The organism is Cupriavidus pampae, from assembly GCF_914271485.1.
Taxonomy (GTDB): Bacteria; Pseudomonadota; Gammaproteobacteria; order Burkholderiales; family Burkholderiaceae; genus Cupriavidus; species Cupriavidus pampae.
In genome coordinates, this window is record NZ_CAJZAG010000008.1 from 236,598 (window position 1) to 257,015 (window position 20,418).

Consider the following 20,418-nt stretch of genomic DNA (forward strand, 5'->3'; position numbering starts at 1 on the left):
CTCGCCGAAGTGGGCGGGGGGCGCGTGGACGTAACGGCCACTCTAACAGAGCGAGTGAGGCGTCACAATCCATCAATCGCAGGTATTTTCAGCAAGCTCGCCTTCGGAAATTGCCTATGCAGGCAAATTTCCCGTGAATTAAGCACCTAATACGCTCGCTTTGCGAGAGTTTAGGCATTCGCTTGGTAGAATTGCGCGATGAAAAATATTGTGATCCTGATCTCGGGGCGTGGCACAAACATGGAAGCCATCGTCCGCGCATGCGAATCCGAGCGCTGGCCGGCTCGTGTGTCGGCTATTCTGTCGAACCGCGCCGATGCGGCGGGACTGCAGTTCGCCGCCGAGCATGGTATCCCCACGATCGTTATCGACCATCAGCATTATCCCGACCGTACCGCATTCGATACGGCCATGCGCGACGCAATCGACGCATGTCAGCCGGATCTGGTAGTACTGGCGGGATTCATGCGTATCCTTACGCCGGCCTTCGTCGACCATTACGCGGGCCGCATGCTCAATATTCATCCGTCGCTGCTGCCCAGTTTTCCGGGGCTCAAGACACATCGGCAGGCGCTCGATGCGGGCGTCAAGCTGCATGGCGCGACGGTTCATTTTGTCACCCCTGAACTCGATCATGGTCCGATCGTGATGCAGGGGGCACTCGACGTTCTGCCTGGCGACACTCCGGAGTCCCTGGCCGAACGTCTGCTCGACTGCGAGCACATCATCTATCCGCGCGCCGTACGCTGGTTCATCGAGAACCGGCTGCGCGTGCAGGACGGCATCGTTCACGTTCACCCGGCCGAACCGCAGTGGTTCCTGGCCCTTTCAGCCAACGCCGGCGTGGCAGGTATCTCATCATGACAACCAGTCGTAATCACGCAACACCCGATCAAAATCGCCAGCGCAATCGCAGCAAGGGCAAGTCGAGTCCTATTCGACAATCCGCGCAGGCCGGCAAGGCGATCTCGCCACGCACCGGCACCGACGGCGCGTTCGCGCGCACCGGTAGCGGTCTGCAGGCGTTCCATCTGCAACATATCGATCGTCTGCTTTACAAGGTGCTGCTGTTCGCGCGTCCGTCCGACGCGGTGGTCAGCCACTATTTCCGCGAGCACAGCAAGCTTGGTCATCGCGAGCGCGGCATCATCGCCGAGGCGGTCTTCGCGGTGCTGCGCCGTCGCGTCGAGTTTGGCCAGTTCGCCGAAAGCGGCACCGGCGCGGCCACGCGCCGGCTGGGCCTGCTCGGTCTGGCCGCGACGCTGGGCCGCGACGCGCTCACGCCGTTCCTGCATCCCGACGAAGCCGAGTGGCTCGACCGTCTGACCACGATCGAGCGCGCCAGCCTGGCGCCGCGCGTGCGCGCCAACCTGCCGGAGTGGCTGTACGACGATCTGGTCGCGCGTCACGGCGAGGCCTTCACGGCAGCGCTCGGCGATGCGTGGCTGCGTCCCGCGCCGCTGGACCTGCGCGCCAACGTCATCAAGATGACGCGCGAGCAGGCCATCGAGGAACTCGAGACTGCGGGCATCGGCGCCACGCCGACGCCGATGGCACCGGCGGGCATCCGCCTGGCGGGCAAGCCCGCGCTGAACCAGTTGCCGTTGTTCATCAACGGCGGCGTGGAAGTGCAGGACGAGGGTAGCCAACTGCTGTGCAATCTGGTGGCGCCACGTCGCGGCGAGATGGTGGTGGACTTCTGCGCGGGCGCTGGCGGCAAGACGCTCGCACTGGGCGCGGCCATGCGTTCGACGGGCCGTTTGTACGCGTTCGACGTGTCCGAGAAGCGCCTGGCCAACCTGAAGCCGCGCCTTGCGCGCAGCGGTTTGTCCAACGTGCATCCGGTATTGATCGACTCCGAGCGCGATGCCAAGGTCAAGCGCCTGGCCGGCAAGATCGATCGCGTGCTGGTGGACGCGCCGTGCAGCGGGCTGGGGACGCTGCGCCGCAACCCGGACCTCAAGTGGCGCCAGACGCCCGAGTCCGTGCTGGAACTGACCGAGAAGCAGGCCGCGATCCTCGACTCGGCGGCACGTTTGCTCAAGGGTGGTGGACGCATCGTGTATGCGACGTGCAGCGTGCTGGAGGCGGAAAATGAAGCTATCGTGCGCGATTTCCTCGCCAAGCACGAGAATTTCCGCCTGATCCCCGTGCAAGAGGTACTCGCCGAGCAAAAGATCGAAGTACCCTCGTTGTCGGCAGATAGCGGCATGTTGGCGTTGTTTCCGCATATCCATCAAACCGACGGCTTCTTCGCCGCCGTGCTCGAGCGGACGCGCTAATGGCGGAGGCAGCAAGCGCGGCGGGTGCCACGCCGCAGTTTGGCAGAATGCTGGACGACCTGATCCGCGATTCCGGCGGACAGGCGTTCTTCTGGCAGATCGCGGTGCTGGCGGGTTGCCTCGTGGTGGCGTGGTTCCTGGCACGCCACGTCGTCAAGCGGATGGACGCGCGCTACGCCACGTCCAGCTTTGCCCTGCGTTTCGCGGCCGCCAGCCTCGAGCGCGCGATGTTCCCGCTGTTCGGCTGGCTACTGGTGATGGGAGCGCGTTTCGCGCTGGCCCCGTTTGCATCGGTCAGCGTACTGCGGCTCGCGCTGGTGCCCTTGTTCGGCATCACCTTCCTGTACTTCGCGTTCTACATCCTGCGGCGCGTGCTGTCCGGCGACGGACAGCTGCAGGGCATGCTCGTGCTGGTGGAGAAGGTACTGACCACGCTGGTGTGGCTCGGCATGGGCCTGTACGTGCTTGGTCTGCTGTGGGACGTCATCGCGTGGATGCAGGGCGTGCGGTTCTCGGTGGGCGGCAAGCAGGACGTGAGTCTTGCCAGCACGTTGCTGGGGGCGCTCTGGATACTGCTGACCGTGCTGGTCGCGATGTGGTTCGGCTCGTGGCTCGAGGACCGGCTGATGCGCGCGCCGCGTCTCGACACCAACCTCAAGGTGGTGCTCACGCGTATTACCAAGGCGCTGCTGCTGCTGGTGTCCCTGCTGCTGAGTCTGTCGCTGGTCGGCATCGACCTGACCGTGTTGTCGGTGTTCGGCGGCGCGCTCGGCGTCGGCCTGGGGCTGGGTTTGCAGAAGATCGCGAGCAATTACATCTCCGGCTTCATCATCCTGCTCGACCGGTCGGTCAAGCTTGGCGACCAGATCACCGTGGACAAGTACACGGGCATCGTGGCGCAGATCCGCACGCGTTACACGGTGGTGCGCAATGGCGATGGCGAGACGCTGGTGCCGAATGAGCAACTTGTGGCGCAGGCGGTCCAGAATCATTCGTTCTCGAACACCAATGTGCGCGTGGCAACGCGCGTGCAGGCCGACTATGCCGCCGACCCCGACACGGTGATTGCGCTGCTGGAAGCCTGCGTCGCCGATCTGCCACGTGTGCTGCCCGACCCGAAGCCCACCGGCTTCCTCGTTTCGTTCGCCGAGAGCGGGATCGAGTATGAAATTGCCGTCAACATCGCCGATCCGGAGAAGGGGAAGCTCGGCGTGCAATCGGCGATGAACCGCGCTATTTGGCGTACGTTCCGTGCACACAACATCTCGATCCCCTATCCGCAACGCGAAGTTCGGGCGTTGCCGGGGTCACTTCCGGAACCAACGCCGGATGGGGATCTCCAAATCGGGGAAATAGCGGATGTCCCGCGTGCGCCGATCCGGTAGAATGGGGGGTTGTCGCGGGTAAACATCGCCGCCACATCCTCGTTAGACCTACGTCATACAGCCGCCAGATTGCAGCGGCTCGTACCGCGAACCGCCCGGGCCCCGAAAATTGCACCAGGCGCGTCGAGAAAGCTATCGCAATCACTGCCTCTGGCAGATTTTTTGCGCAGACTTTGCTGCGCGCCTGAAGTGGCTGGCACGCCGTGCCGTGCCGCAAGACCTGATTATTCGACGGAGAACAGTTTGTTCGACACAATTCTTGACTGGGCCGCCAATGGCCTTGCCAACTGGTCCTGGTGGGAGATCGTGATCTTCACCCTCGTGGTGACGCACATCACCATCGCGGGCGTCACCATCTTCCTGCACCGCTGCATGGCGCACCGGTCGCTGGACCTGCATCCGATTGCTCAGCATTTCTTCCGGTTCTGGCTGTGGCTGACCACCGGCATGGTGACCAAGGAATGGACTGCCATTCACCGCAAGCACCACGCCAAGTGCGAGACCGAAGACGATCCGCATAGCCCGCAGACGCGCGGTATCCGCAAGGTGCTGATGGAAGGCGCCGAGCTCTATCGCGAAGAAGCCAAGAACAAGGAAACCATTGCCAAGTTCGGTCACGGCACGCCTGACGACTGGGTCGAGCGTAACGTGTACTCGCGCTTTGGCTGGCAGGGCGTCGGCCTGATGCTGATCATCGACGTTGCGCTGTTCGGCGTGGTCGGCATGAGCGTGTGGGCGGTGCAGATGCTGTGGATCCCGATCCATGCAGCCGGCATCATCAACGGTCTCGGCCACTGGTGGGGCTATCGCAATTACGATTGCGAGGACGCTTCGACCAACGTGTCGCCGTGGGGCATCATCATCGGTGGTGAGGAACTGCACAACAATCACCACACGTACCCGACGTCGGCCAAGTTCTCGATCAAGTGGTACGAGTTCGATGTGGGCTGGTGGTATATCCGCGGCATGCAGGCAGTGGGCCTGGCGAAGGTCAAGAAGATCCCGCCCAAGGCGCGCTTCGGCGATGCTCGTCCGGTCGACCACAACACGCTCGAGGCAATCATCGCCAATCGCTATGACGTGATGGCGCGTTATGCCAAGACCGTCAAGGGCGCGTTCCGTCAGGAGCTGGACAAGCTGAAGGAAGGCCGCGTGGCCGAGTACAGCAACCTGAAGCCCGCGCGCAAGTGGTTCCACCGCGAGGAAGGCAAGCTGGCCGCTACGCAGCGTCAGCATCTGGCCAGCATCGTCGAGCAGAACAAGGCACTGCACACGTTCGTGGAAATGCGTCGCGAACTGGGCGTAATCTGGGGCCGCTCGAACATGACGCGCGAGCAGTTGCTGCAGGCACTGCAGGCCTGGTGCCACCGCGCCGAAGCCAGCGGCATCGAGGCACTTCAGGACTTCTCGCTGCGCCTGCGCCGATACGCCTGATACAATCGGCAGCACCCAAAATGAAGCCCCGCACCTCGCGGGGCTTTTCTTTTGGTTAAACTCTCGCCATGCAATGACAGAGGGTGCCGCACGCACGGCATCATGGCGGATGCGCCGCGATGGGTGCCCCCGCAAGGGTGCACCAGAAAGGGTGCGCCAAGGAGTGCCACAAGACATGACCCCACAAACGATCAAGACCGTCGAGTTCGAAAAGCCGAACCTGACGAATGCCGACATGGACGCCGGCACCAGCTGCGTCGCGCATGCCTGGGCCAAGGTGCCGCCAGTGCTGTCGCAAGACGAGCGCGCCGAGCTGAAGGACCGCATCCGCCGCCTGTTGAAAGAGCGCAATGCGGTACTGGTGGCGCACTATTACGTCGATGCCGATCTGCAGGATCTGGCCGAGGAAACGGGCGGCTGCGTCTCCGATTCGCTCGAGATGGCCCGCTTCGGGCGCGACCATTCCGCCACCACACTGGTGGTGGCCGGTGTGCGCTTCATGGGCGAGACCGCCAAGATCCTGAGTCCCGAGAAGACCATCCTGATGCCGGACCTCGATGCGACCTGCTCGCTCGACCTCGGCTGCCCCGCGGATGACTTTGCGGCGTTCTGCGATGCGCATCCGGACCGCACGGTGGTGGTCTATGCCAACACCAGTGCGGCCGTGAAAGCGCGCGCGGACTGGATGGTGACGTCGAGCATCGGCCTCAAGATCGTCGAGCATCTGCATGCGCGCGGCGAGAAGATCCTGTGGGCGCCGGACAAGCATCTGGGTGGGTTCATCCAGAAGCAGACCGGCGCGGACATGCTGCTGTGGCAGGGCTCGTGCCTTGTGCACGACGAATTCAAGGGTATCGAGCTGGATCTGCTGCGCAAGGAGCATCCGCACGCGAAGATCCTTGTTCACCCCGAGTCGCCGGCCAACGTGGTGGAGCTTGCCGACGTGGTGGGCTCGACCACGCAGTTGATCACCGCGGCGCAACAGCTCGACGCGACGGAATTCATTGTGGCGACCGACAACGGCATTCTGCACAAGATGCGCATGGCGGCGCCGGGTAAGCGCTTTATCGAAGCGCCGACGGCCGGCAATAGCGCGACCTGCAAGAGCTGCGCGCATTGCCCGTGGATGGCGATGAACGCGCTCTCGAACCTCGCTGAGGTGCTCGAGAGCGGTCGCAACGAGATTCATGTCGATCCCGAGATCGGCCGCCAGGCCTACACGTGCATCGACCGCATGCTCGATTTCGCGGCGAAGCAGAAGGCGAACGTGCGGCCGTCGTCCGACTTGGCCAGCGAGTCGAAATTGTTCCAGGGAGTGGGTCCGGCATGAGCGTCAATCCAGTATTCGACAGCTACGGCCCGGCCCTGCGTGCTGCGCTCGAGGCCAGCGTGCGCGCGGCCATTGCCGAGGATGTGGGCAGTGGCGACCTGACCGGCCTGCTGGTGCCGGCCGAGAAGACCGCGCACGCGCGCGTGATCGTGCGCGAATCCGCGGTGCTGTGCGGACGGCCCTGGTTCGAGGCCTGCATGAAGGCCGTGGACGAGCGGCTCACGGTGCGTTGGCTCAAGGAGGAGGGCGCGCGCATGGCCCCCGACGACGTGGTGTGCGAGATCACCGGTCCGGCGCGTGCATTGCTGACGGCCGAACGGCCTTCGCTGAATTTTCTGCAGTTGCTGTCGGGAGTGGCGTCGGCCACGCGGCGTTACGCGGACCTGATCGCCGACACGCGCGCGCGCGTGCTGGACACGCGCAAGACGCTGCCGGGGCTGCGCCTGGCGCAGAAATACGCGGTGAAGATCGGTGGCGGCGAGAACCAGCGCCTGGCGCTCTACGACGGCATCCTGATCAAGGAGAACCACATTGCGGCGGCGGGCAGTATTACCGCTGCGATGCAGGCTGCTCTGGCGCTCGGCACCGATGCCACCGTGCAGATCGAGGTCGAGTCGATCGCGGAACTCGAAGAAGCACTGGCAGCCGGTGCCACCTCGGTGCTGATCGACAACTTCACGACCGAAATGATGCACGAGGCGGTGCGCGTCAATGGCGGCCGTGCGCTGCTGGAGGTGTCGGGCAATGTGAACGCCGACACCATCCGCAAGTTCGCCGAGACCGGTGTCGACCGTATCTCGGTCGGCGCGCTGACCAAGGACGTCCGCGCGACCGACTACTCGCTGCGCATTATCGGTTGAGTTTCTGCTTGCCGTTGCGGTGCGCTTCCGCGCGGCCCGTCAGCGGTTGCAGGACGGTCGGCAGTGCCTTGGGCAACGTTTCGGGATAGTCGCGGCTGAAATGAAGGCCGCGGCTCTCGTGACGTGAATAGGCGCTATCAACGATCAACGACGCGACTTCCACGAGGTTGCGCAGCTCGAGCAGATCGCGCGTGACGCGGAAGTTCGCGTAATACTCGGCAATCTCCTCGCGCAACAGACCGATGCGGTGCTGCGCGCGCTCGAGGCGCTTGTCCGTGCGCACGATCCCCACGTAGTTCCACATCATGCGCCGCAACTCATCCCAGTTGTGGGACACCACGACTTCTTCGTCGGCGTCGGAGACGCGGCTCTCGTCCCATGCGGGCAACGAAATATCGGGAGCGCCGGCCTTGTCCTGCGACGCGATGTCCGTCGCGGCCGCGCGACCGATCACGATGCATTCGAGCAGGGAGTTCGAGGCCAGTCGGTTGGCGCCATGCAGGCCGGTACACGCCGATTCGCCCACTGCATAGAGGTTCGACAGGTCGGTGCGGCCCGAGGTATCGGTCACCACGCCACCGCACGTGTAGTGCGCGGCCGGCACCACGGGAATCGGCTCGCGGGTGATATCGATGCCGAGCTCGAGGCAGCGCGCATAAATCGTCGGGAAGTGTTCCTTCAGGAATTCCGGCGGCTGATGCGTGATATCGAGGTAGACGCAATCGAGGCCGCGCTTCTTCATCTCGAAGTCGATCGCGCGCGCCACCACGTCGCGCGGCGCGAGTTCTTCGCGCGTGTCGTGCTCGGGCATGAAGCGTGTGCCGTCGGGCAGCTTCAGCAGACCGCCTTCACCGCGCACCGCCTCGGAGATCAGGAAGGATTTCGCGTACGGGTGATAGAGGCAGGTCGGATGGAACTGGATGAATTCCATGTTGGCCACGCGGCAGCCAGCGCGCCATGCCATCGCGATGCCGTCACCGGTCGCGGTGTCCGGGTTGGTCGTGTACAGGTAGACCTTGCCGGCGCCACCGGCCGCGAGCACCGTGTGCGTGGCGGTGATGGTGCGCACTTCACCCGTGGCGTCGTCGAGCACATACAGGCCATAGCATTTGTTGCCGGCCAGCCCGAGTTTTTCCGCGGTGATCAGATCGATCGCGAACTGATCCTCGATGATCGTGATGTTTGGATGCCGCCGCGCCTGCTCCGCGAGCGTGGTGACCACGGCGTGGCCCGTCGCATCGGCGGCGTGGATGATGCGGCGATGGCTATGTCCGCCTTCGCGCGTGAGGTGAAAACCAAGCTCCGCCTGATCGTCGCGCGTGAACGGCACGCCGCGGTCGATCAGCCACTGGATCGATTCGCGGCCATGCTCCACGATGAAGCGCGTTGCACCTTCATCGCACAGGCCCGCACCGGCGACCAGCGTGTCCTGCGTGTGTTCGTCGTAGCTGTCGCCCGAATCGAGCACGGCGGCAATGCCGCCCTGTGCCCAATCGCTGGCGCCCTGGGTCATCGCGCGCTTGGTGAGCATCGCCACCCGGTGAGTCTCGGCCAATTGCAGGGCGACGGTCAGACCGGCCAGTCCGCTCCCGACGATCGCGACGTCGTAGTTCATGATGCAGAAATCGCGCGGGGGCGCGTGGCATGAGGGAAAGCTCGCAAGTGTACACCCACGCGCCACGCCCGGTGCCAGGGTGCCACGCGCGCAAGACCCGATGCGGATGCGGGGGGCAGAAAACAAAAAACCCCGCACGAAGCGGGGTTCCTTGTGTCAACGCAGGATCAATTACTTGATCTTGGTTTCCTTGTACGACACGTGCTTGCGGGCGACGGGATCGAACTTCATGATCTCCATCTTTTCCGGCATAGTGCGCTTGTTCTTGGTCGTCGTGTAGAAATGACCCGTACCTGCGGTCGATTCCAACTTGATCTTGTCGCGTCCGCCTTTGCTGGCCATGTGGACTCCTAATTAGACTTCGCCACGTGCGCGCAGGTCTGCGAGCACGGAGTCGATGCCTTTCTTGTCAATCAGGCGCAGACCGGCGTTCGAGACGCGCAGGCTCACCCAGCGGTTTTCCGATTCAACAAAGATGCGGCGATTCTGCAGGTTGGGCAGAAAACGGCGCTTGGTCTTGTTGTTTGCGTGGGAAACGTTGTTGCCGACCATCGGCGCTTTCCCGGTCACTTGACAGACGCGTGCCATGAAGCACTCCTAAATCTTATTCGTGGACAATGTTCGCAACAGATCAACAAAAGGCGCTCGGCCCGGACTGCAGCGGTTGGACTTCAGCAAAACGAGCATTATAGACCCGAAGCGCAACCGGAATCAACGACTACCGCGCTTTTCCGTCAGGGAGTGTGGCGTCGTGTCTCTGGCATCACGTCCGGACACGGCAACAGGTCATGCTCGGCAAACGAGTAGGTCTCGCTGCCCGCCACGATGTAATGGTCGAGCAGGTCGATGTCCAGTGTACCCAGCGCGCGGACCAGCCGGCGCGTGGTGGTGACGTCGCTGCGGCTGGGCGCGGCAACGCCGCCCGGATGGTTGTGGGCGACGATGACACTGGCGGCATTGTGGATAAGTGCCTCACGCGCAACCTCGCGAGGATAGATGCTAGCCTGTCTCAGGGAGCCCCGGAACAGCTCGGCGCTGGCTATCAGTCCGTGATGTGTGTCGAGATAGAGACAGTAGAACGCTTCGTAGGGCAGTTGGGCAAGGGTCAGGCGCAGATAATCGCGCACCGCGCGGGAGGTGCCCAGGGTCCGCGGCGTACGGAGCGATTCGGCCAGCGCGCGACGCGCGAGTTCGGGCACGACCTGCAATTGCGCGTATTTGGCGTCGCCCATGCCCTTGAACGCGGCCAGGCGCTGCGCGTCGGCCGCGAACAGCTGCGTCAGCGAGCCGAAGCTGCCGATCAGTTCGCGAGAGAGGTCGAGCGCGGTCTTGCCGGCCGCGCCGACGCGCAGGAACACGGCGAGCAATTCGGCGTCAGATAGCGTGGCCGCGCCTGCCTGCAGCAGCTTTTCGCGCGGGCGCTCGCAGGCGGGCCAGTCGGTAATTGGCATGATCAGATTCCTTGCTCGATCGCCGACAGATGGTGCGTGTCGGCGTCAGTTGATCCAGTCGCATACAATACGGGTTGTTGACCGGTTGATCACCCATGAATTTGCAAACTTTTGCGTCGGAAGCGGCAGGCCGCAAGACCGTCCAGACGGACTCCTTCCTGACCCTGCACTACAGTGTTTCCCTTGAAAACGGTACCGAAGTGGTAAGCACCTTCGAAGAGAAGCCTGCCACGTTGCTGCTCGGACAAGGCCAGTTGGCGCCGATGCTGGAGCAGGCGCTGCTCGGCATGCCCGAGGGCGAGCGCATGACGTACCGGCTTGCACCGGAACACGCGTTCGGTCCGCGCAATCCGGAACTGCTGCAGTGGGTCTCGCTGGCGACGCTGCGCGAGAACAGCTCGTTCGAGGAAGACTACTCGCCGGGCGACCTCGTGGAGTTCAATGCGCCGAGCGGTGGCAACTACGCCGGCGTACTCAAGGAGTTCGGCGAGACCGCCGCGCTGTTCGACTTCAATCACCCGCTGGCCGGACAGACGATTCTGTTCGACGTTCAGCTGATCGGAATTCTCTGATGTCCACCGTTGCGGAAGCTCCCATGCTCGACAATCAGCCTGCCCTCGATGCGGAGATCCTGCTCGCGCAGCCGCGCGGTTTCTGCGCCGGCGTCGATCGTGCCATCGAGATCGTCGAGCGCGCGCTCGAGCGATTCGGTTCGCCCATCTACGTGCGCCACGAGATCGTGCACAACGCCTACGTCGTAGAGAATCTGCGGCAGAAGGGCGCCGTTTTCGTCGACGAGCTCGACGAGGTGCCACAAGGCTCGACGGTCATCTTCAGTGCGCATGGCGTATCCAAGGAAGTGCGTGCCGATGCGGTAGAGCGCGGTCTGACCGTGTTCGATGCCACGTGCCCGCTCGTGACCAAGGTTCACGTGGAAGTCGGCAAGATGCGCGCCGAGGGCTGCGAGATCATCATGATCGGCCACCGCGGTCATCCCGAGGTGGAAGGCACGATGGGGCAGTCGGAACGCGGCATGCTGCTGGTCGAGTCGGTGGAGGATGTACAGCGCCTGGAGGTCAAGGATCCGACCCAGCTGGCGTACGTTACGCAGACCACGCTGTCGGTCGATGAGACCGCCGAGATCGTGCGCGCGCTGAAAGAGCGTTTCCCCGAGATCCGCGAGCCGAAGAAGCAAGACATCTGCTATGCCACGCAGAACCGCCAGGATGCTGTGAAGTTCATGGTGCCGCAGGTGGAAGTGGTGATCGTAGTGGGCAGCCCCAACAGCTCGAACTCCAACCGTCTGCGCGAACTGGCCGATCGGCTGGGTGTGCCGGCGTACATGGTCGACGATCCGTCCCAGCTGCAGCCTGAGTGGGTGGCCGGCAAACGCCGCATCGGCCTGACCGCGGGCGCGTCCGCACCGGAAGCGCTGGCACAGGCCATCGTCGAGCGTCTGCGCGCGCTCGGTGCGCGCTCGGTGCGCGCGCTGGATGGTGTGGAGGAGAACATGTCCTTCCCGCTACCACGAGGACTGGCGAGCGTCTCGGTTTAAGACGTCGTTTGAAACTTAAAAAACGGCACCGTTATGGTGCCGTTTTTTTTCGTCCTGGTTTTCTATTGACCGTGTTCCGATGTGTGGACAGCCAAACAATATCGGGGTAATCCCTTAATCACGGGTTTTCCCTATTATGGTGCGGCTGGACATTATGCACATTGGAGAGGCATTGCTAATTTAGAAATAAATGCCTATTTAAAACGTGTCTATTATGCGCGGCGCGGCACGCGGCTTTAATGCCACTTTGTGCGGTGTGGGCACGATTCTTGATAGCTAAGCGACGGGTCCGTCAGGTGGGCTTAGATTGCCCCAATTTGTGCATTGGGGAAATTCCCTAGCGCATTTGGAGGCAAAACGGTTCAGGTTGTTGCGTCGCATATTGCATCCGCAAAAAAAGGGGATACAATGCGCGGCGTTTCAAATTGAAACTAAACAAAGGCTGTACGGGGGAGCGTTCGGGAGGGTCCAGGTTCTCCCCTGTTTTGTGAATCCTAGGAGATCACTCATGCAATTCACGTTTGCCAAGATTCTGCCGATCGCGGCTGCAGTGGCGCTGGTCGCAGCCTGCGGCAAGAAAGAAGAGAAGCCGGCCGATACGGCCGCATCGGCACCTGCGGCGGCCACGGCACCTGCAGCAGGTGGCGGTGAAGTCGTCGTCAAGATCGGCCATGCGGCTCCGCTGACCGGCGGCATTGCCCACCTTGGCAAGGACAACGAAAACGGCGCGCGCCTGGCCGTCGAGGAAGCCAACAAGGCCGGCCTCGAAATCGGCGGCAAGAAGATCAAGCTGGAACTGGTGGGCGAAGACGACGCCGCCGATCCGAAGACCGGTACCGCCGTGGCCCAGAAGCTGGTGGACGCCAAGGTCGTGGCCGTGGTCGGTCACCTGAACTCGGGTGTGTCGATTCCCGCTTCGAAGATCTACAGCGATGCTGGCATTACGCAGATCTCGCCGTCGTCGACGAACCCCGACTACACGAAGCAGGGCTTCAAGACCACGTATCGCGTGGTGGCTACGGATGCCCAGCAGGGTCCGGCACTGGCCAACTACGCCGCCAAGACCCTGCAAGCCAAGAGCGTGGCCATCGTTGACGATGCCACCGCCTACGGCAAGGGTCTGGCCGACGAGTTCGAGAAGACCGCGAAGGCTTCGGGCGTGAACGTCGTGGCCCGTGAAGCCACGAACGACAAGGCCACCGACTTCAAGGCGATTCTGACCAAGATCAAGGGCAAGAAGCCGGACGTGATCATGTACGGCGGCATGGACGCCACCGGTGGTCCGTTCGCCAAGCAAGCCAAGGAACTCGGCATCGCCGCCAAGATCGTTGGCGGCGACGGCGTGTGTACCGACAAGGTGGCCGAACTGGCTGGCGATGCGGTGCAGAACCTGATCTGTTCGGAAGCAGGTCTGGCCCTGTCGAAGATGGAAGCCGGCGCCGATTTCGAGAAGCGCTACCAGGCTCGTTTCAATGCACCGGTGCAGATCTACGCACCGTTCACGTATGACGCCGTTGGCGTGATCGTGGACGCGATGAAGCGCGCGAACTCGACCGACACGGCTGCCATCCTGGCCGAAATGCCCAAGACGAACTACAAGGGCGTGATCGGCAACATCGCCTTCGACGAGAAGGGCGACATGAAGGAAGGCACCATCACGCTGTACGAGTACAAGGACAAGAAGAAGTCCGTCCTCGACGTTGTGAAGATGTAATACCGGGCTTATCGGCCCAGACGAACGGCACCGTGAGTACCTTGCGGTGCCGTTCTTTTTAGTCCGTCGTACGCGATTGGCATCCTTACAAGGATGGGAGCGGACGGGCAGCACACCCGCCTATATTTACAACACCACACCCATCATCGACGACCTCCTCGTCCGTGGCGCGCACACCATGCGCAGCGGACCGGAGTTGAAGCAGGAGTTTTCATGGATATCTTTATCCAGCAGATCGTGAACGGTCTGGTGCTCGGCAGCATTTATGCGCTGATCGCACTGGGCTACACCATGGTCTACGGCATTCTGGGCATCATCAATTTCGCGCACGGCGACGTGCTGATGATTGGCGCGCTAACCGCGCTCTCCGCCATCCTGGGGCTGCAGAAATTTGCGCCTGGACTGCCCGAATGGCTGACACTGGTGATCGCCACCCTGATCGCCATGCCGGTGTGCGCGGTACTCGCGTTCGCCATCGAACGAATCGCGTACAGGCCCTTGCGCAATGCGCCACGCCTGGCGCCGCTGATCACCGCGATCGGCGTCTCGATCATCCTGCAAACCATGGGGATGCTGATCTGGTCGCGTAACCCGCTGACCTTCCCGCAGCTCCTGCCTTCCGAGCCGATCGACATCGGTTCTACCGGCGCCACGATCACCGGCAAGGAAATGGTGATCATCGGCATGGCCGTGATGGTCATGTCCGGCCTGCTCGCACTCGTCAACCGCACCAAGCTCGGCCGCGCGATGCGCGCCACCGCCGAGAATCAGAAGGTGGCGGGCCTGATGGGCGTGAACCCCAATTTCGTGATCTCGGCCACGTTCATGATCGGCGCCACGCTGGCGGCGCTCGCGGGCGTGATGATGGCTACCAACTACGGCAACGCGCACTTCTACATGGGCTTTATCCCAGGCCTGAAGGCGTTCACGGCGGCCGTGCTCGGCGGTATCGGCAACCTGGCGGGCGCCATGGTTGGCGGCATGCTGCTGGGTCTGATCGAAGCGCTTGGCGCCGGCTACATCGGCGACCTGACCAATGGTGTGTTCGGCTCGAACTACCAGGACGTCTTTGCGTTCATCGTGCTGATTATCGTGCTCGTGTTCCGTCCGTCCGGCATCATGGGCGAACGTGTCGCGGACCGTGCCTGAGGAGAGCGAATCCATGAATACCCCGATTCCATCCACGGTCGTCGCCGCGCCGTCGAAAGTTCCGGCAAAGACGCTGGCCGCACTGCTCGGCTTCCTGGTGATCGCCCTGTGCGCGCCGTTCTTCGTGCAGACGTTCGGCGGCAACTACTGGGTGCGCGTGCTCGACTTCGCGCTGCTCTACATCATGCTGGCGCTGGGCCTGAACATCGTGGTCGGCTTTGCCGGCCTGCTGGATCTTGGCTACATCGCGTTCTACGCGGTGGGCGCCTATTGCATGGCGCTGCTCGGCTCGCCGCACCTGTCGAACCAGTTCGAAGCCATTCAGGCGTTGTTCCCCACCGGCATCCATCTGACGATGTGGCTGGTGTTACCGATCGCGATCGCGGTCGCGGCGACGTTCGGCGTCTTGCTGGGCGCCCCGACGCTGAAGCTGCGTGGCGACTACCTGGCCATCGTGACACTGGGCTTCGGCGAGATCATCCGCATCTTCATGAACAACCTGGATCGTCCGGTCAACATCACCAACGGCCCCAAGGGGATCACGGCGGTGGATCCGGTACACATCTTCGGCTTCGACTTCTCGAAATCTCACGAGATCTTCGGGATGAAGTTCACGCCGGTGTTCATGTACTACTACCTGCTGGTGTTCCTGGTCATCGTGATCGTGTTCATCTGCCTGCGTCTGCAGAACTCGCGTATCGGCCGCGCCTGGGTGGCGATTCGTGAAGACGAGATCGCGGCCAAGGCGATGGGCATCAACACGCGCAACATGAAGCTGCTGGCGTTCGCCATGGGCGCATCGTTCGGCGGCGCCTCGGGCGCGGTGTTCGGCGCGTTCCAGGGCTTTGTGTCGCCGGAGTCGTTCACGCTGTGGGAGTCGATCTACATCCTCGCGATCGTCGTGCTCGGCGGCATGGGCCATATCCCGGGCGTGATTCTGGGCGGCATCCTGCTGGTGGGCTTCCAGGAACTGCTGCGCGTGGTGGCGGAACCGATGCAGACCGGCTTGTTCGGCCACGTGATCGTGGATGCGGAAGTGCTGCGCCAGCTGCTGTTCGGTCTGGCTCTGGTGGGCGTGATGCTGTATCGCCCGGCGGGCATCTGGCCGTCGCCGCGCAAGGAAGACCGCCCCGTGGTACGCCGCGCCGGCAGCGTCGGCCGTTTCTGAACGCAGGAGGAACAGTGATGAGCGAGAACAATTTCCTCCTGTCGGTACAGGGGGTCAACAAGCGATTCGGCGGCCTGCAGGCGCTGTCCGACGTGGGCCTGCAGATCAAGCCGGGCGAGATCTATGGCCTGATCGGTCCGAACGGCGCGGGCAAGACCACGTTCTTCAACGTGATTACCGGCCTTTACACGCCCGATTCGGGTGAGTTCGTGCTGGGCGGCGAGCCGTACCAGCCGACCGCCGTGCATCAGGTGGCCAAGGCCGGCATCGCGCGCACGTTCCAGAACATTCGCCTGTTCGGCGACATGACCGCGCTCGAGAACGTGATGGTCGGCCGCCACGTGCGGACCAAGGCCGGTATCTTCGGCGCCGTGCTGCGTCCGCCTTCGGTGCGGCGCGAGGAAGAGGGCATCGAGGACATGGCGCACGATCTGCTCGACTACGTGGGCATCGGCAAGTACGCGAATTTCACCTCGCGCAATCTGTCGTATGGTCACCAGCGCCGACTGGAGATCGCGCGCGCGCTGGCCACCGAGCCGAAGCTGCTGGCGCTGGACGAACCGGCCGCCGGCATGAACGCGACGGAGAAGGTGGAGCTGCGCGGGCTGCTCGACAAGATTCGCAGCGATGGCAAGACCATCCTGCTGATCGAGCACGATGTGAAGCTCGTGATGGGGCTGTGCAATCGCCTGACCGTGCTGGACTACGGCAAGGTCATCGCGCAGGGCCTGCCGCACGAAGTGCAGAACAACCCCGCGGTGATCGAGGCTTACCTCGGCGCCTCGGCGCACTGACCGGCACACGCGGAGGCGAATCGAGATGAAACAGACAGTACTGAAGATTTCCGGCCTGAAAGTGGCCTACGGTGGCATCCAGGCCGTCAAGGGCGTGGATCTCGAGATCCAGGACGGCGAGCTGGTCACGCTGATCGGCGCCAACGGTGCCGGCAAGACCACCACCATGAAGGCCATCACCGGTCTGCAGGGATGGGCGGGCGGCGACGTCGAGTACATGGGTAAATCCATCAAGGGTGTGCCCAGCTACGCGCTGCTCAAGCAGGGGCTGGCGATGGTGCCGGAAGGCCGCGGCGTGTTCGCGCGCATGACGATCACCGAGAACCTGCAGATGGGGGCGTACACGCGCAACGACGAGGCTGGCATCAAGGCCGACGTCGATCGCATGTTCGAGACGTTCCCGCGCCTGAAGGAACGTGCCAACCAGCTGGCCGGCACGATGTCCGGTGGCGAGCAGCAGATGCTGGCGATGGCGCGCGCGCTGATGAGCCAGCCCAAGCTGCTGCTGCTCGACGAACCGTCGATGGGTCTCTCGCCGATCATGGTCGAAAAGATCTTCGAGGTTGTGCGGACGGTGTCAGGGCAGGGCGTGACGATTCTGCTCGTGGAGCAGAACGCGCGTCTGGCGCTGCAGGCCGCGCACCGTGGCTACGTGATGGAGTCGGGCCTGGTCACGATGAGTGGCGATGCCAGGCAGATGCTGGACGATCCGAAGGTGCGTGCCGCCTATTTGGGTGAATAACCCCGTGGGTGAATAACCCCGTGGGTGAATAACCCCGTGGGCGAATAACCCCGTGGGTGAGTAACCCGTAGGCGAATCGCGAAGATGTACCGAAGCCCCGCACTACGCGGGGCTTTTTTTTGACCTCGATCAGATGGGCCACGCCAGCGAGATGGGAGACTTCGGCCAGCACAACGGGGGAGGCATCATCATGGGATTTCGCCATCGTTACGCGCTGGTTGTCACGGTTCTGGCGGGCCTCGCGGCTGTCCCCGTCTCCGCGGCGCCGCCGATCACCTCTACTCCACTCGTTGCGGCGCAGATGACCTACTGGCGCGGCACCAATCGCGAATGTTCTGGCACGCTCGTCACGCCGCGTGTGATGGTCACCGCGGGTCGGTGCGTCCCGCGTGGCAAGGAACACCGCAGCTTCTACCTGCGCGCGGGCGGCGTGCTCGCAAAAGGCAGGAGCGTCTCGCTTCCGGGTCGCACCGGGCCGATCGGCGACTTCGGCATCGTCATGCTCGAGCATCCTTATCCGGGGGCGTCGGAAGAGACCGTGGCAAGCATTCCGAGCTATCGGCAGGAATATGCGGCGCTGGTCGATGGCAATGCCGACCTGACTCATGGCACGCGGCTGGTGGCCTACGTCAACGATCGCGGGCACCCGCTGGCCAGCGCCTTGCCGCGGCGGCTACCGTATTACTTGTCCTACGATCACCCGACCGGCGATGGCCACACGGCCGCGCGATCGCTCATGTATCGGTCGTTCGCGGGCTATCGCGCGCGTGAACCGGAACGCCTCGATGCTGGTAGTCCGCATCCGCTGCTGAGCGGCGCGGTACTGCGCCTTGCCGGCGCGCGCGGATACACCGATGCGGATCTGGATGACGCATTGCTACTGACGGCGGGGCTTGCGACCGACCGCGCGCAACACGTCGGTTCACCGATCCGCGAGGGCGATATGGGAGGCGGAGTTTTTTATCTCGACGGCGCGGGCCGGGAATGGCTCGTGGGCAGTGTGTTGGGACCCGAGACGCATGTCAGGCTGAGCCTGTACTGGCCATGGGTGTTCGATACGCTGATGCGTTTCGGCATGCGCGCGGACGCCGTCAAGCTCGCGCGCAAGGTACTCGGTACCGCGGCGTGGGATCCGAAAACCATGCAAGGCGTGATCGGCGAGATCTATGTCCATGACAACCCGGTCAACGGCGCCGTCGAATTCTTCCGGCGTCTCGCCACGGGCAAATACGATCCGCTGCCACAGGACCGGCACGATAGCCTGTGCTGGGAGTATCTGGGCACCCGGCTGCCCGATGCGCAACAGGCCACGACGCGTTTTTATCGTCTGGATACCCAGCGTCTGGCGGCTGTCGGCGACATCTACGTCGTGACCGACTGGTACACGCAGGAGGCGGCGTACTACCAGCGCAGGGACGCGGGTGGGGAGGACGTGGGCCAGGACCATCCCATCGAGAAAGCCGACAGTCCGTCCTGGCGCTATCTTGGCAGCGACTTGCCGGCGCGGCAGATGAAGGGCGCGCCGGCGGAGTCGCGCAAGGTCAGGCCAGCTTCTTCAGCAGCGTGCGCAGCATGCCGATCATCTGATCGATCTCGGCACGCGTCACGTTGAGCGCGGGCATGAAGCGCAGCAGGTTCGGGCGCGGCGAATTCAGCAGCAGGCCTTCCGGACCCATGTCGCGCGCTTCCTCCACGAGCTGCGGACCGATGTCCTTGCCGAGCTTCAGTGCGCGCAGCAGGCCGTCACCGCGCTCGCCCTCGAGGCCGAACTCGGCGGTCAGGGCCAGCAGTTGCTCGCGCAGGTAGTCGGCCTTGGCGCGCACGTCCTCGAGGAAGCCCGGGGCCACCAGTTGCTCGATGACCGCGGCACCCACCGCGGTCATCAGCGGGTTGCCGTTGTAGGTGCCACCCTGGTCGCCGGCCTCGAAGCTCGCCACGTCGGCCTTGCACAGCAGCGCGGCCAGCGGCACGCCACCACCGATGCCCTTGCCGAGCGTCATGATGTCCGGCTCCACGCCGGACAGCTCGTACGCGAACAGCGTGCCGCAGCGGCCGCAACCGGTCTGCACTTCATCGACGATGAACAGCAGGTTGTGCTTGTCGGCCAGCGCGCGCAGGCCTTTCATGAACTCGCGCGTGGCGGGAATCACGCCGCCTTCGCCCTGCACCGGCTCTAGCATGATGCCGACGGTCTTGTCGTTGATAAGCGCTTCCACCGACGCCAGGTCGTTGAGTTCCGCCTTGGGGAAGCCCGGTACCTGCGGCGCGAAGATCGTGTCCCAGCCGGCCTTGCCCGACGCGCTCATGGTAGCGAGCGTGCGGCCGTGGAAGCTGTGGTTCATCGTGATGATTTCGTAGGCGCCGTTCTTGTGCTTGCGGCCCCACTTGCGCGCGAGCTTGATCGCGCCTTCATTGGCCTCGGCGCCGCTGTTCGCGAAGAACACCTTGTCGAAGCAGCTGTGGTCGGTCAGCAGGCCGGCCAGCTTCAGCATCGGCTCGTTGTAGAACGCGGGGCTCGGGTTCAGGAGCTTGCGCGCCTGCTTTTCCAGCGCGGCGATCATCACGTCGTCCGAATGGCCCAGGCTGTTGACCGCCCAGCCCTGCACGAAATCGAGATAGCGCTTGCCGTTGTGATCCGTCAGCCACGACCCCTTGCCTTCGGTGAAGACCAGCTCGGGACGGTTGGTGATGTACATCAGGGATTGGACGGGATACTCAGCAAATGCCATGGCGGACTCCTGGGGTCGGCATGAAACGATGGACGAAGCTACAAGGTGCAAAGCTAAAAAACAAAAAGCCACGGGGGCTGCCCGTGGCTCGTTGACCTGAACAAACGTTGTCGACGATCAGCCGCGTGGCACCCCGGAGAGGGGCAACGTACGGAATTGGCGTCGGTTGCGTTGTTGGTTCATGGCGGCCAATATAAGGCGCATGTGCCC

The 20,418-nt window shown here is 63.2% G+C and carries 19 protein-coding genes; 14 read left to right on the top strand and 5 right to left on the bottom strand.

The window, feature by feature from the left end:
• Nucleotides 1-198 precede the first annotated feature (198 nt).
• The 6 genes from purN (at nt 199) to nadC (ending at nt 7,291) form a co-directional block, all read left to right on the top strand.
• Nucleotides 199-864, top strand: coding sequence for a phosphoribosylglycinamide formyltransferase (gene purN / locus LDO41_RS21115; protein WP_223991740.1), 666 nt, complete (start codon nt 199-201; stop codon nt 862-864).
• Nucleotides 861-2,282: an RsmB/NOP family class I SAM-dependent RNA methyltransferase gene (locus LDO41_RS21120; protein ID WP_223991741.1), complete on the top strand. Its 1,422-nt coding sequence runs from the start codon at nt 861-863 to the stop codon at nt 2,280-2,282. The genes purN and LDO41_RS21120 overlap by 4 nt, the downstream gene beginning before the upstream one ends.
• Complete coding sequence (locus LDO41_RS21125) at nt 2,282-3,667, top strand: mechanosensitive ion channel domain-containing protein (protein WP_223991742.1); 1,386 nt, start codon at nt 2,282-2,284, stop codon at nt 3,665-3,667. The genes LDO41_RS21120 and LDO41_RS21125 overlap by 1 nt, the downstream gene beginning before the upstream one ends.
• A gap of 243 nt (nt 3,668-3,910) precedes the next feature.
• Nucleotides 3,911-5,101, top strand: coding sequence for a DesA family fatty acid desaturase (locus LDO41_RS21130; protein ID WP_223991743.1), 1,191 nt, complete (start codon nt 3,911-3,913; stop codon nt 5,099-5,101).
• 175 nt (nt 5,102-5,276) lie between these two features.
• Entirely contained in the window at nt 5,277-6,431 is a 1,155-nt protein-coding gene (gene nadA / locus LDO41_RS21135; RefSeq protein WP_223991745.1) for a quinolinate synthase NadA, read from the top strand.
• Entirely contained in the window at nt 6,428-7,291 is an 864-nt protein-coding gene (gene nadC, locus LDO41_RS21140; RefSeq protein ID WP_223991747.1) for a carboxylating nicotinate-nucleotide diphosphorylase, read from the top strand. The genes nadA and nadC overlap by 4 nt, the downstream gene beginning before the upstream one ends.
• On the opposite strand, the gene nadB is transcribed toward nadC, so the two are convergent.
• From nadB to radC, 4 genes are all read right to left on the bottom strand, one after another.
• A complete protein-coding gene (gene nadB, locus LDO41_RS21145) occupies nt 7,281-8,906 on the bottom strand; it encodes an L-aspartate oxidase (RefSeq protein WP_223991749.1) in 1,626 nt (541 codons plus the stop codon). The two genes, nadC and nadB, sit on opposite strands and share 11 nt — an antisense overlap.
• Before the next feature lie 171 nt (nt 8,907-9,077).
• The gene (rpmG, locus tag LDO41_RS21150; RefSeq protein ID WP_006157508.1) at nt 9,078-9,248 is read right to left on the bottom strand and encodes a 50S ribosomal protein L33; all 171 of its coding nucleotides are present in this window, start codon (nt 9,246-9,248) and stop codon (nt 9,078-9,080) included.
• Nucleotides 9,249-9,260: 12 nt separating this feature from the next.
• A complete protein-coding gene (gene rpmB, locus LDO41_RS21155) occupies nt 9,261-9,494 on the bottom strand; it encodes a 50S ribosomal protein L28 (protein WP_223991751.1) in 234 nt (77 codons plus the stop codon).
• Between the two features lie 146 nt (nt 9,495-9,640).
• The gene (gene radC / locus LDO41_RS21160) at nt 9,641-10,357 is read right to left on the bottom strand and encodes a RadC family protein (RefSeq protein WP_223991753.1); all 717 of its coding nucleotides are present in this window, start codon (nt 10,355-10,357) and stop codon (nt 9,641-9,643) included.
• Nucleotides 10,358-10,452: 95 nt separating this feature from the next.
• Here radC and LDO41_RS21165 point away from each other — a divergent pair, with 95 nt between their 5' ends.
• The 8 genes from LDO41_RS21165 (at nt 10,453) to LDO41_RS21200 (ending at nt 19,091) form a co-directional block, all read left to right on the top strand.
• Nucleotides 10,453-10,929, top strand: a complete 477-nt coding sequence (locus LDO41_RS21165; protein WP_223991755.1) for an FKBP-type peptidyl-prolyl cis-trans isomerase — start codon at nt 10,453-10,455, stop codon at nt 10,927-10,929.
• A gap of 23 nt (nt 10,930-10,952) precedes the next feature.
• Nucleotides 10,953-11,912: a 4-hydroxy-3-methylbut-2-enyl diphosphate reductase gene (gene ispH, locus LDO41_RS21170; protein ID WP_223992089.1), complete on the top strand. Its 960-nt coding sequence runs from the start codon at nt 10,953-10,955 to the stop codon at nt 11,910-11,912.
• A gap of 508 nt (nt 11,913-12,420) precedes the next feature.
• Nucleotides 12,421-13,626 carry a branched-chain amino acid ABC transporter substrate-binding protein gene (locus LDO41_RS21175; protein WP_223991757.1) on the top strand — a complete coding sequence of 402 codons (1,206 nt, stop codon included), beginning with the start codon at nt 12,421-12,423 and terminating at the stop codon, nt 13,624-13,626.
• A gap of 213 nt (nt 13,627-13,839) precedes the next feature.
• Nucleotides 13,840-14,775: a branched-chain amino acid ABC transporter permease gene (locus LDO41_RS21180; protein ID WP_223991759.1), complete on the top strand. Its 936-nt coding sequence runs from the start codon at nt 13,840-13,842 to the stop codon at nt 14,773-14,775.
• A 13-nt stretch (nt 14,776-14,788) separates the two neighbouring features.
• Nucleotides 14,789-15,943 carry an ABC transporter permease subunit gene (locus tag LDO41_RS21185; protein ID WP_223991761.1) on the top strand — a complete coding sequence of 385 codons (1,155 nt, stop codon included), beginning with the start codon at nt 14,789-14,791 and terminating at the stop codon, nt 15,941-15,943.
• 17 nt (nt 15,944-15,960) lie between these two features.
• Nucleotides 15,961-16,737, top strand: a complete 777-nt coding sequence (locus tag LDO41_RS21190; protein WP_223991762.1) for an ABC transporter ATP-binding protein — start codon at nt 15,961-15,963, stop codon at nt 16,735-16,737.
• A 25-nt stretch (nt 16,738-16,762) separates the two neighbouring features.
• A complete protein-coding gene (locus tag LDO41_RS21195; RefSeq protein WP_223991763.1) occupies nt 16,763-17,479 on the top strand; it encodes an ABC transporter ATP-binding protein in 717 nt (238 codons plus the stop codon).
• Between the two features lie 190 nt (nt 17,480-17,669).
• The gene (locus LDO41_RS21200; RefSeq protein WP_223991764.1) at nt 17,670-19,091 is read left to right on the top strand and encodes a hypothetical protein; all 1,422 of its coding nucleotides are present in this window, start codon (nt 17,670-17,672) and stop codon (nt 19,089-19,091) included.
• Here LDO41_RS21200 and LDO41_RS21205 read toward each other — a convergent pair.
• On the bottom strand, nt 19,021-20,208 hold the full coding sequence (locus LDO41_RS21205; RefSeq protein WP_223991765.1) for an acetylornithine transaminase: 1,188 nt from the start codon (nt 20,206-20,208) through the stop codon (nt 19,021-19,023). The genes LDO41_RS21200 and LDO41_RS21205 overlap by 71 nt on opposite strands.
• Nucleotides 20,209-20,418: the final 210 nt, after the last annotated feature.

What these genes read in the sequence shown, in the direction of transcription:
- LDO41_RS21175 (WP_223991757.1), top strand. Translation starts at nt 12,421, where the DNA reads ATGCAATTCACGTTTGCCAAGATTCTGCCGATCGCGGCTGCAGTGGCG.
- rpmG (WP_006157508.1), bottom strand. Translation starts at nt 9,248, where the DNA reads ATGGCCAGCAAAGGCGGACGCGACAAGATCAAGTTGGAATCGACCGCA.
- LDO41_RS21200 (WP_223991764.1), top strand. Translation starts at nt 17,670, where the DNA reads ATGGGATTTCGCCATCGTTACGCGCTGGTTGTCACGGTTCTGGCGGGC.
- nadC (WP_223991747.1), top strand. Translation starts at nt 6,428, where the DNA reads ATGAGCGTCAATCCAGTATTCGACAGCTACGGCCCGGCCCTGCGTGCT.
- LDO41_RS21195 (WP_223991763.1), top strand. Translation starts at nt 16,763, where the DNA reads ATGAAACAGACAGTACTGAAGATTTCCGGCCTGAAAGTGGCCTACGGT.
- nadB (WP_223991749.1), bottom strand. Translation starts at nt 8,906, where the DNA reads ATGAACTACGACGTCGCGATCGTCGGGAGCGGACTGGCCGGTCTGACC.
- radC (WP_223991753.1), bottom strand. Translation starts at nt 10,357, where the DNA reads ATGCCAATTACCGACTGGCCCGCCTGCGAGCGCCCGCGCGAAAAGCTG.
- LDO41_RS21185 (WP_223991761.1), top strand. Translation starts at nt 14,789, where the DNA reads ATGAATACCCCGATTCCATCCACGGTCGTCGCCGCGCCGTCGAAAGTT.
- LDO41_RS21125 (WP_223991742.1), top strand. Translation starts at nt 2,282, where the DNA reads ATGGCGGAGGCAGCAAGCGCGGCGGGTGCCACGCCGCAGTTTGGCAGA.
- nadA (WP_223991745.1), top strand. Translation starts at nt 5,277, where the DNA reads ATGACCCCACAAACGATCAAGACCGTCGAGTTCGAAAAGCCGAACCTG.
- LDO41_RS21205 (WP_223991765.1), bottom strand. Translation starts at nt 20,208, where the DNA reads ATGGCATTTGCTGAGTATCCCGTCCAATCCCTGATGTACATCACCAAC.
- ispH (WP_223992089.1), top strand. Translation starts at nt 10,953, where the DNA reads ATGCTCGACAATCAGCCTGCCCTCGATGCGGAGATCCTGCTCGCGCAG.
- purN (WP_223991740.1), top strand. Translation starts at nt 199, where the DNA reads ATGAAAAATATTGTGATCCTGATCTCGGGGCGTGGCACAAACATGGAA.
- LDO41_RS21190 (WP_223991762.1), top strand. Translation starts at nt 15,961, where the DNA reads ATGAGCGAGAACAATTTCCTCCTGTCGGTACAGGGGGTCAACAAGCGA.
- rpmB (WP_223991751.1), bottom strand. Translation starts at nt 9,494, where the DNA reads ATGGCACGCGTCTGTCAAGTGACCGGGAAAGCGCCGATGGTCGGCAAC.
- LDO41_RS21180 (WP_223991759.1), top strand. Translation starts at nt 13,840, where the DNA reads ATGGATATCTTTATCCAGCAGATCGTGAACGGTCTGGTGCTCGGCAGC.
- LDO41_RS21120 (WP_223991741.1), top strand. Translation starts at nt 861, where the DNA reads ATGACAACCAGTCGTAATCACGCAACACCCGATCAAAATCGCCAGCGC.
- LDO41_RS21165 (WP_223991755.1), top strand. Translation starts at nt 10,453, where the DNA reads ATGAATTTGCAAACTTTTGCGTCGGAAGCGGCAGGCCGCAAGACCGTC.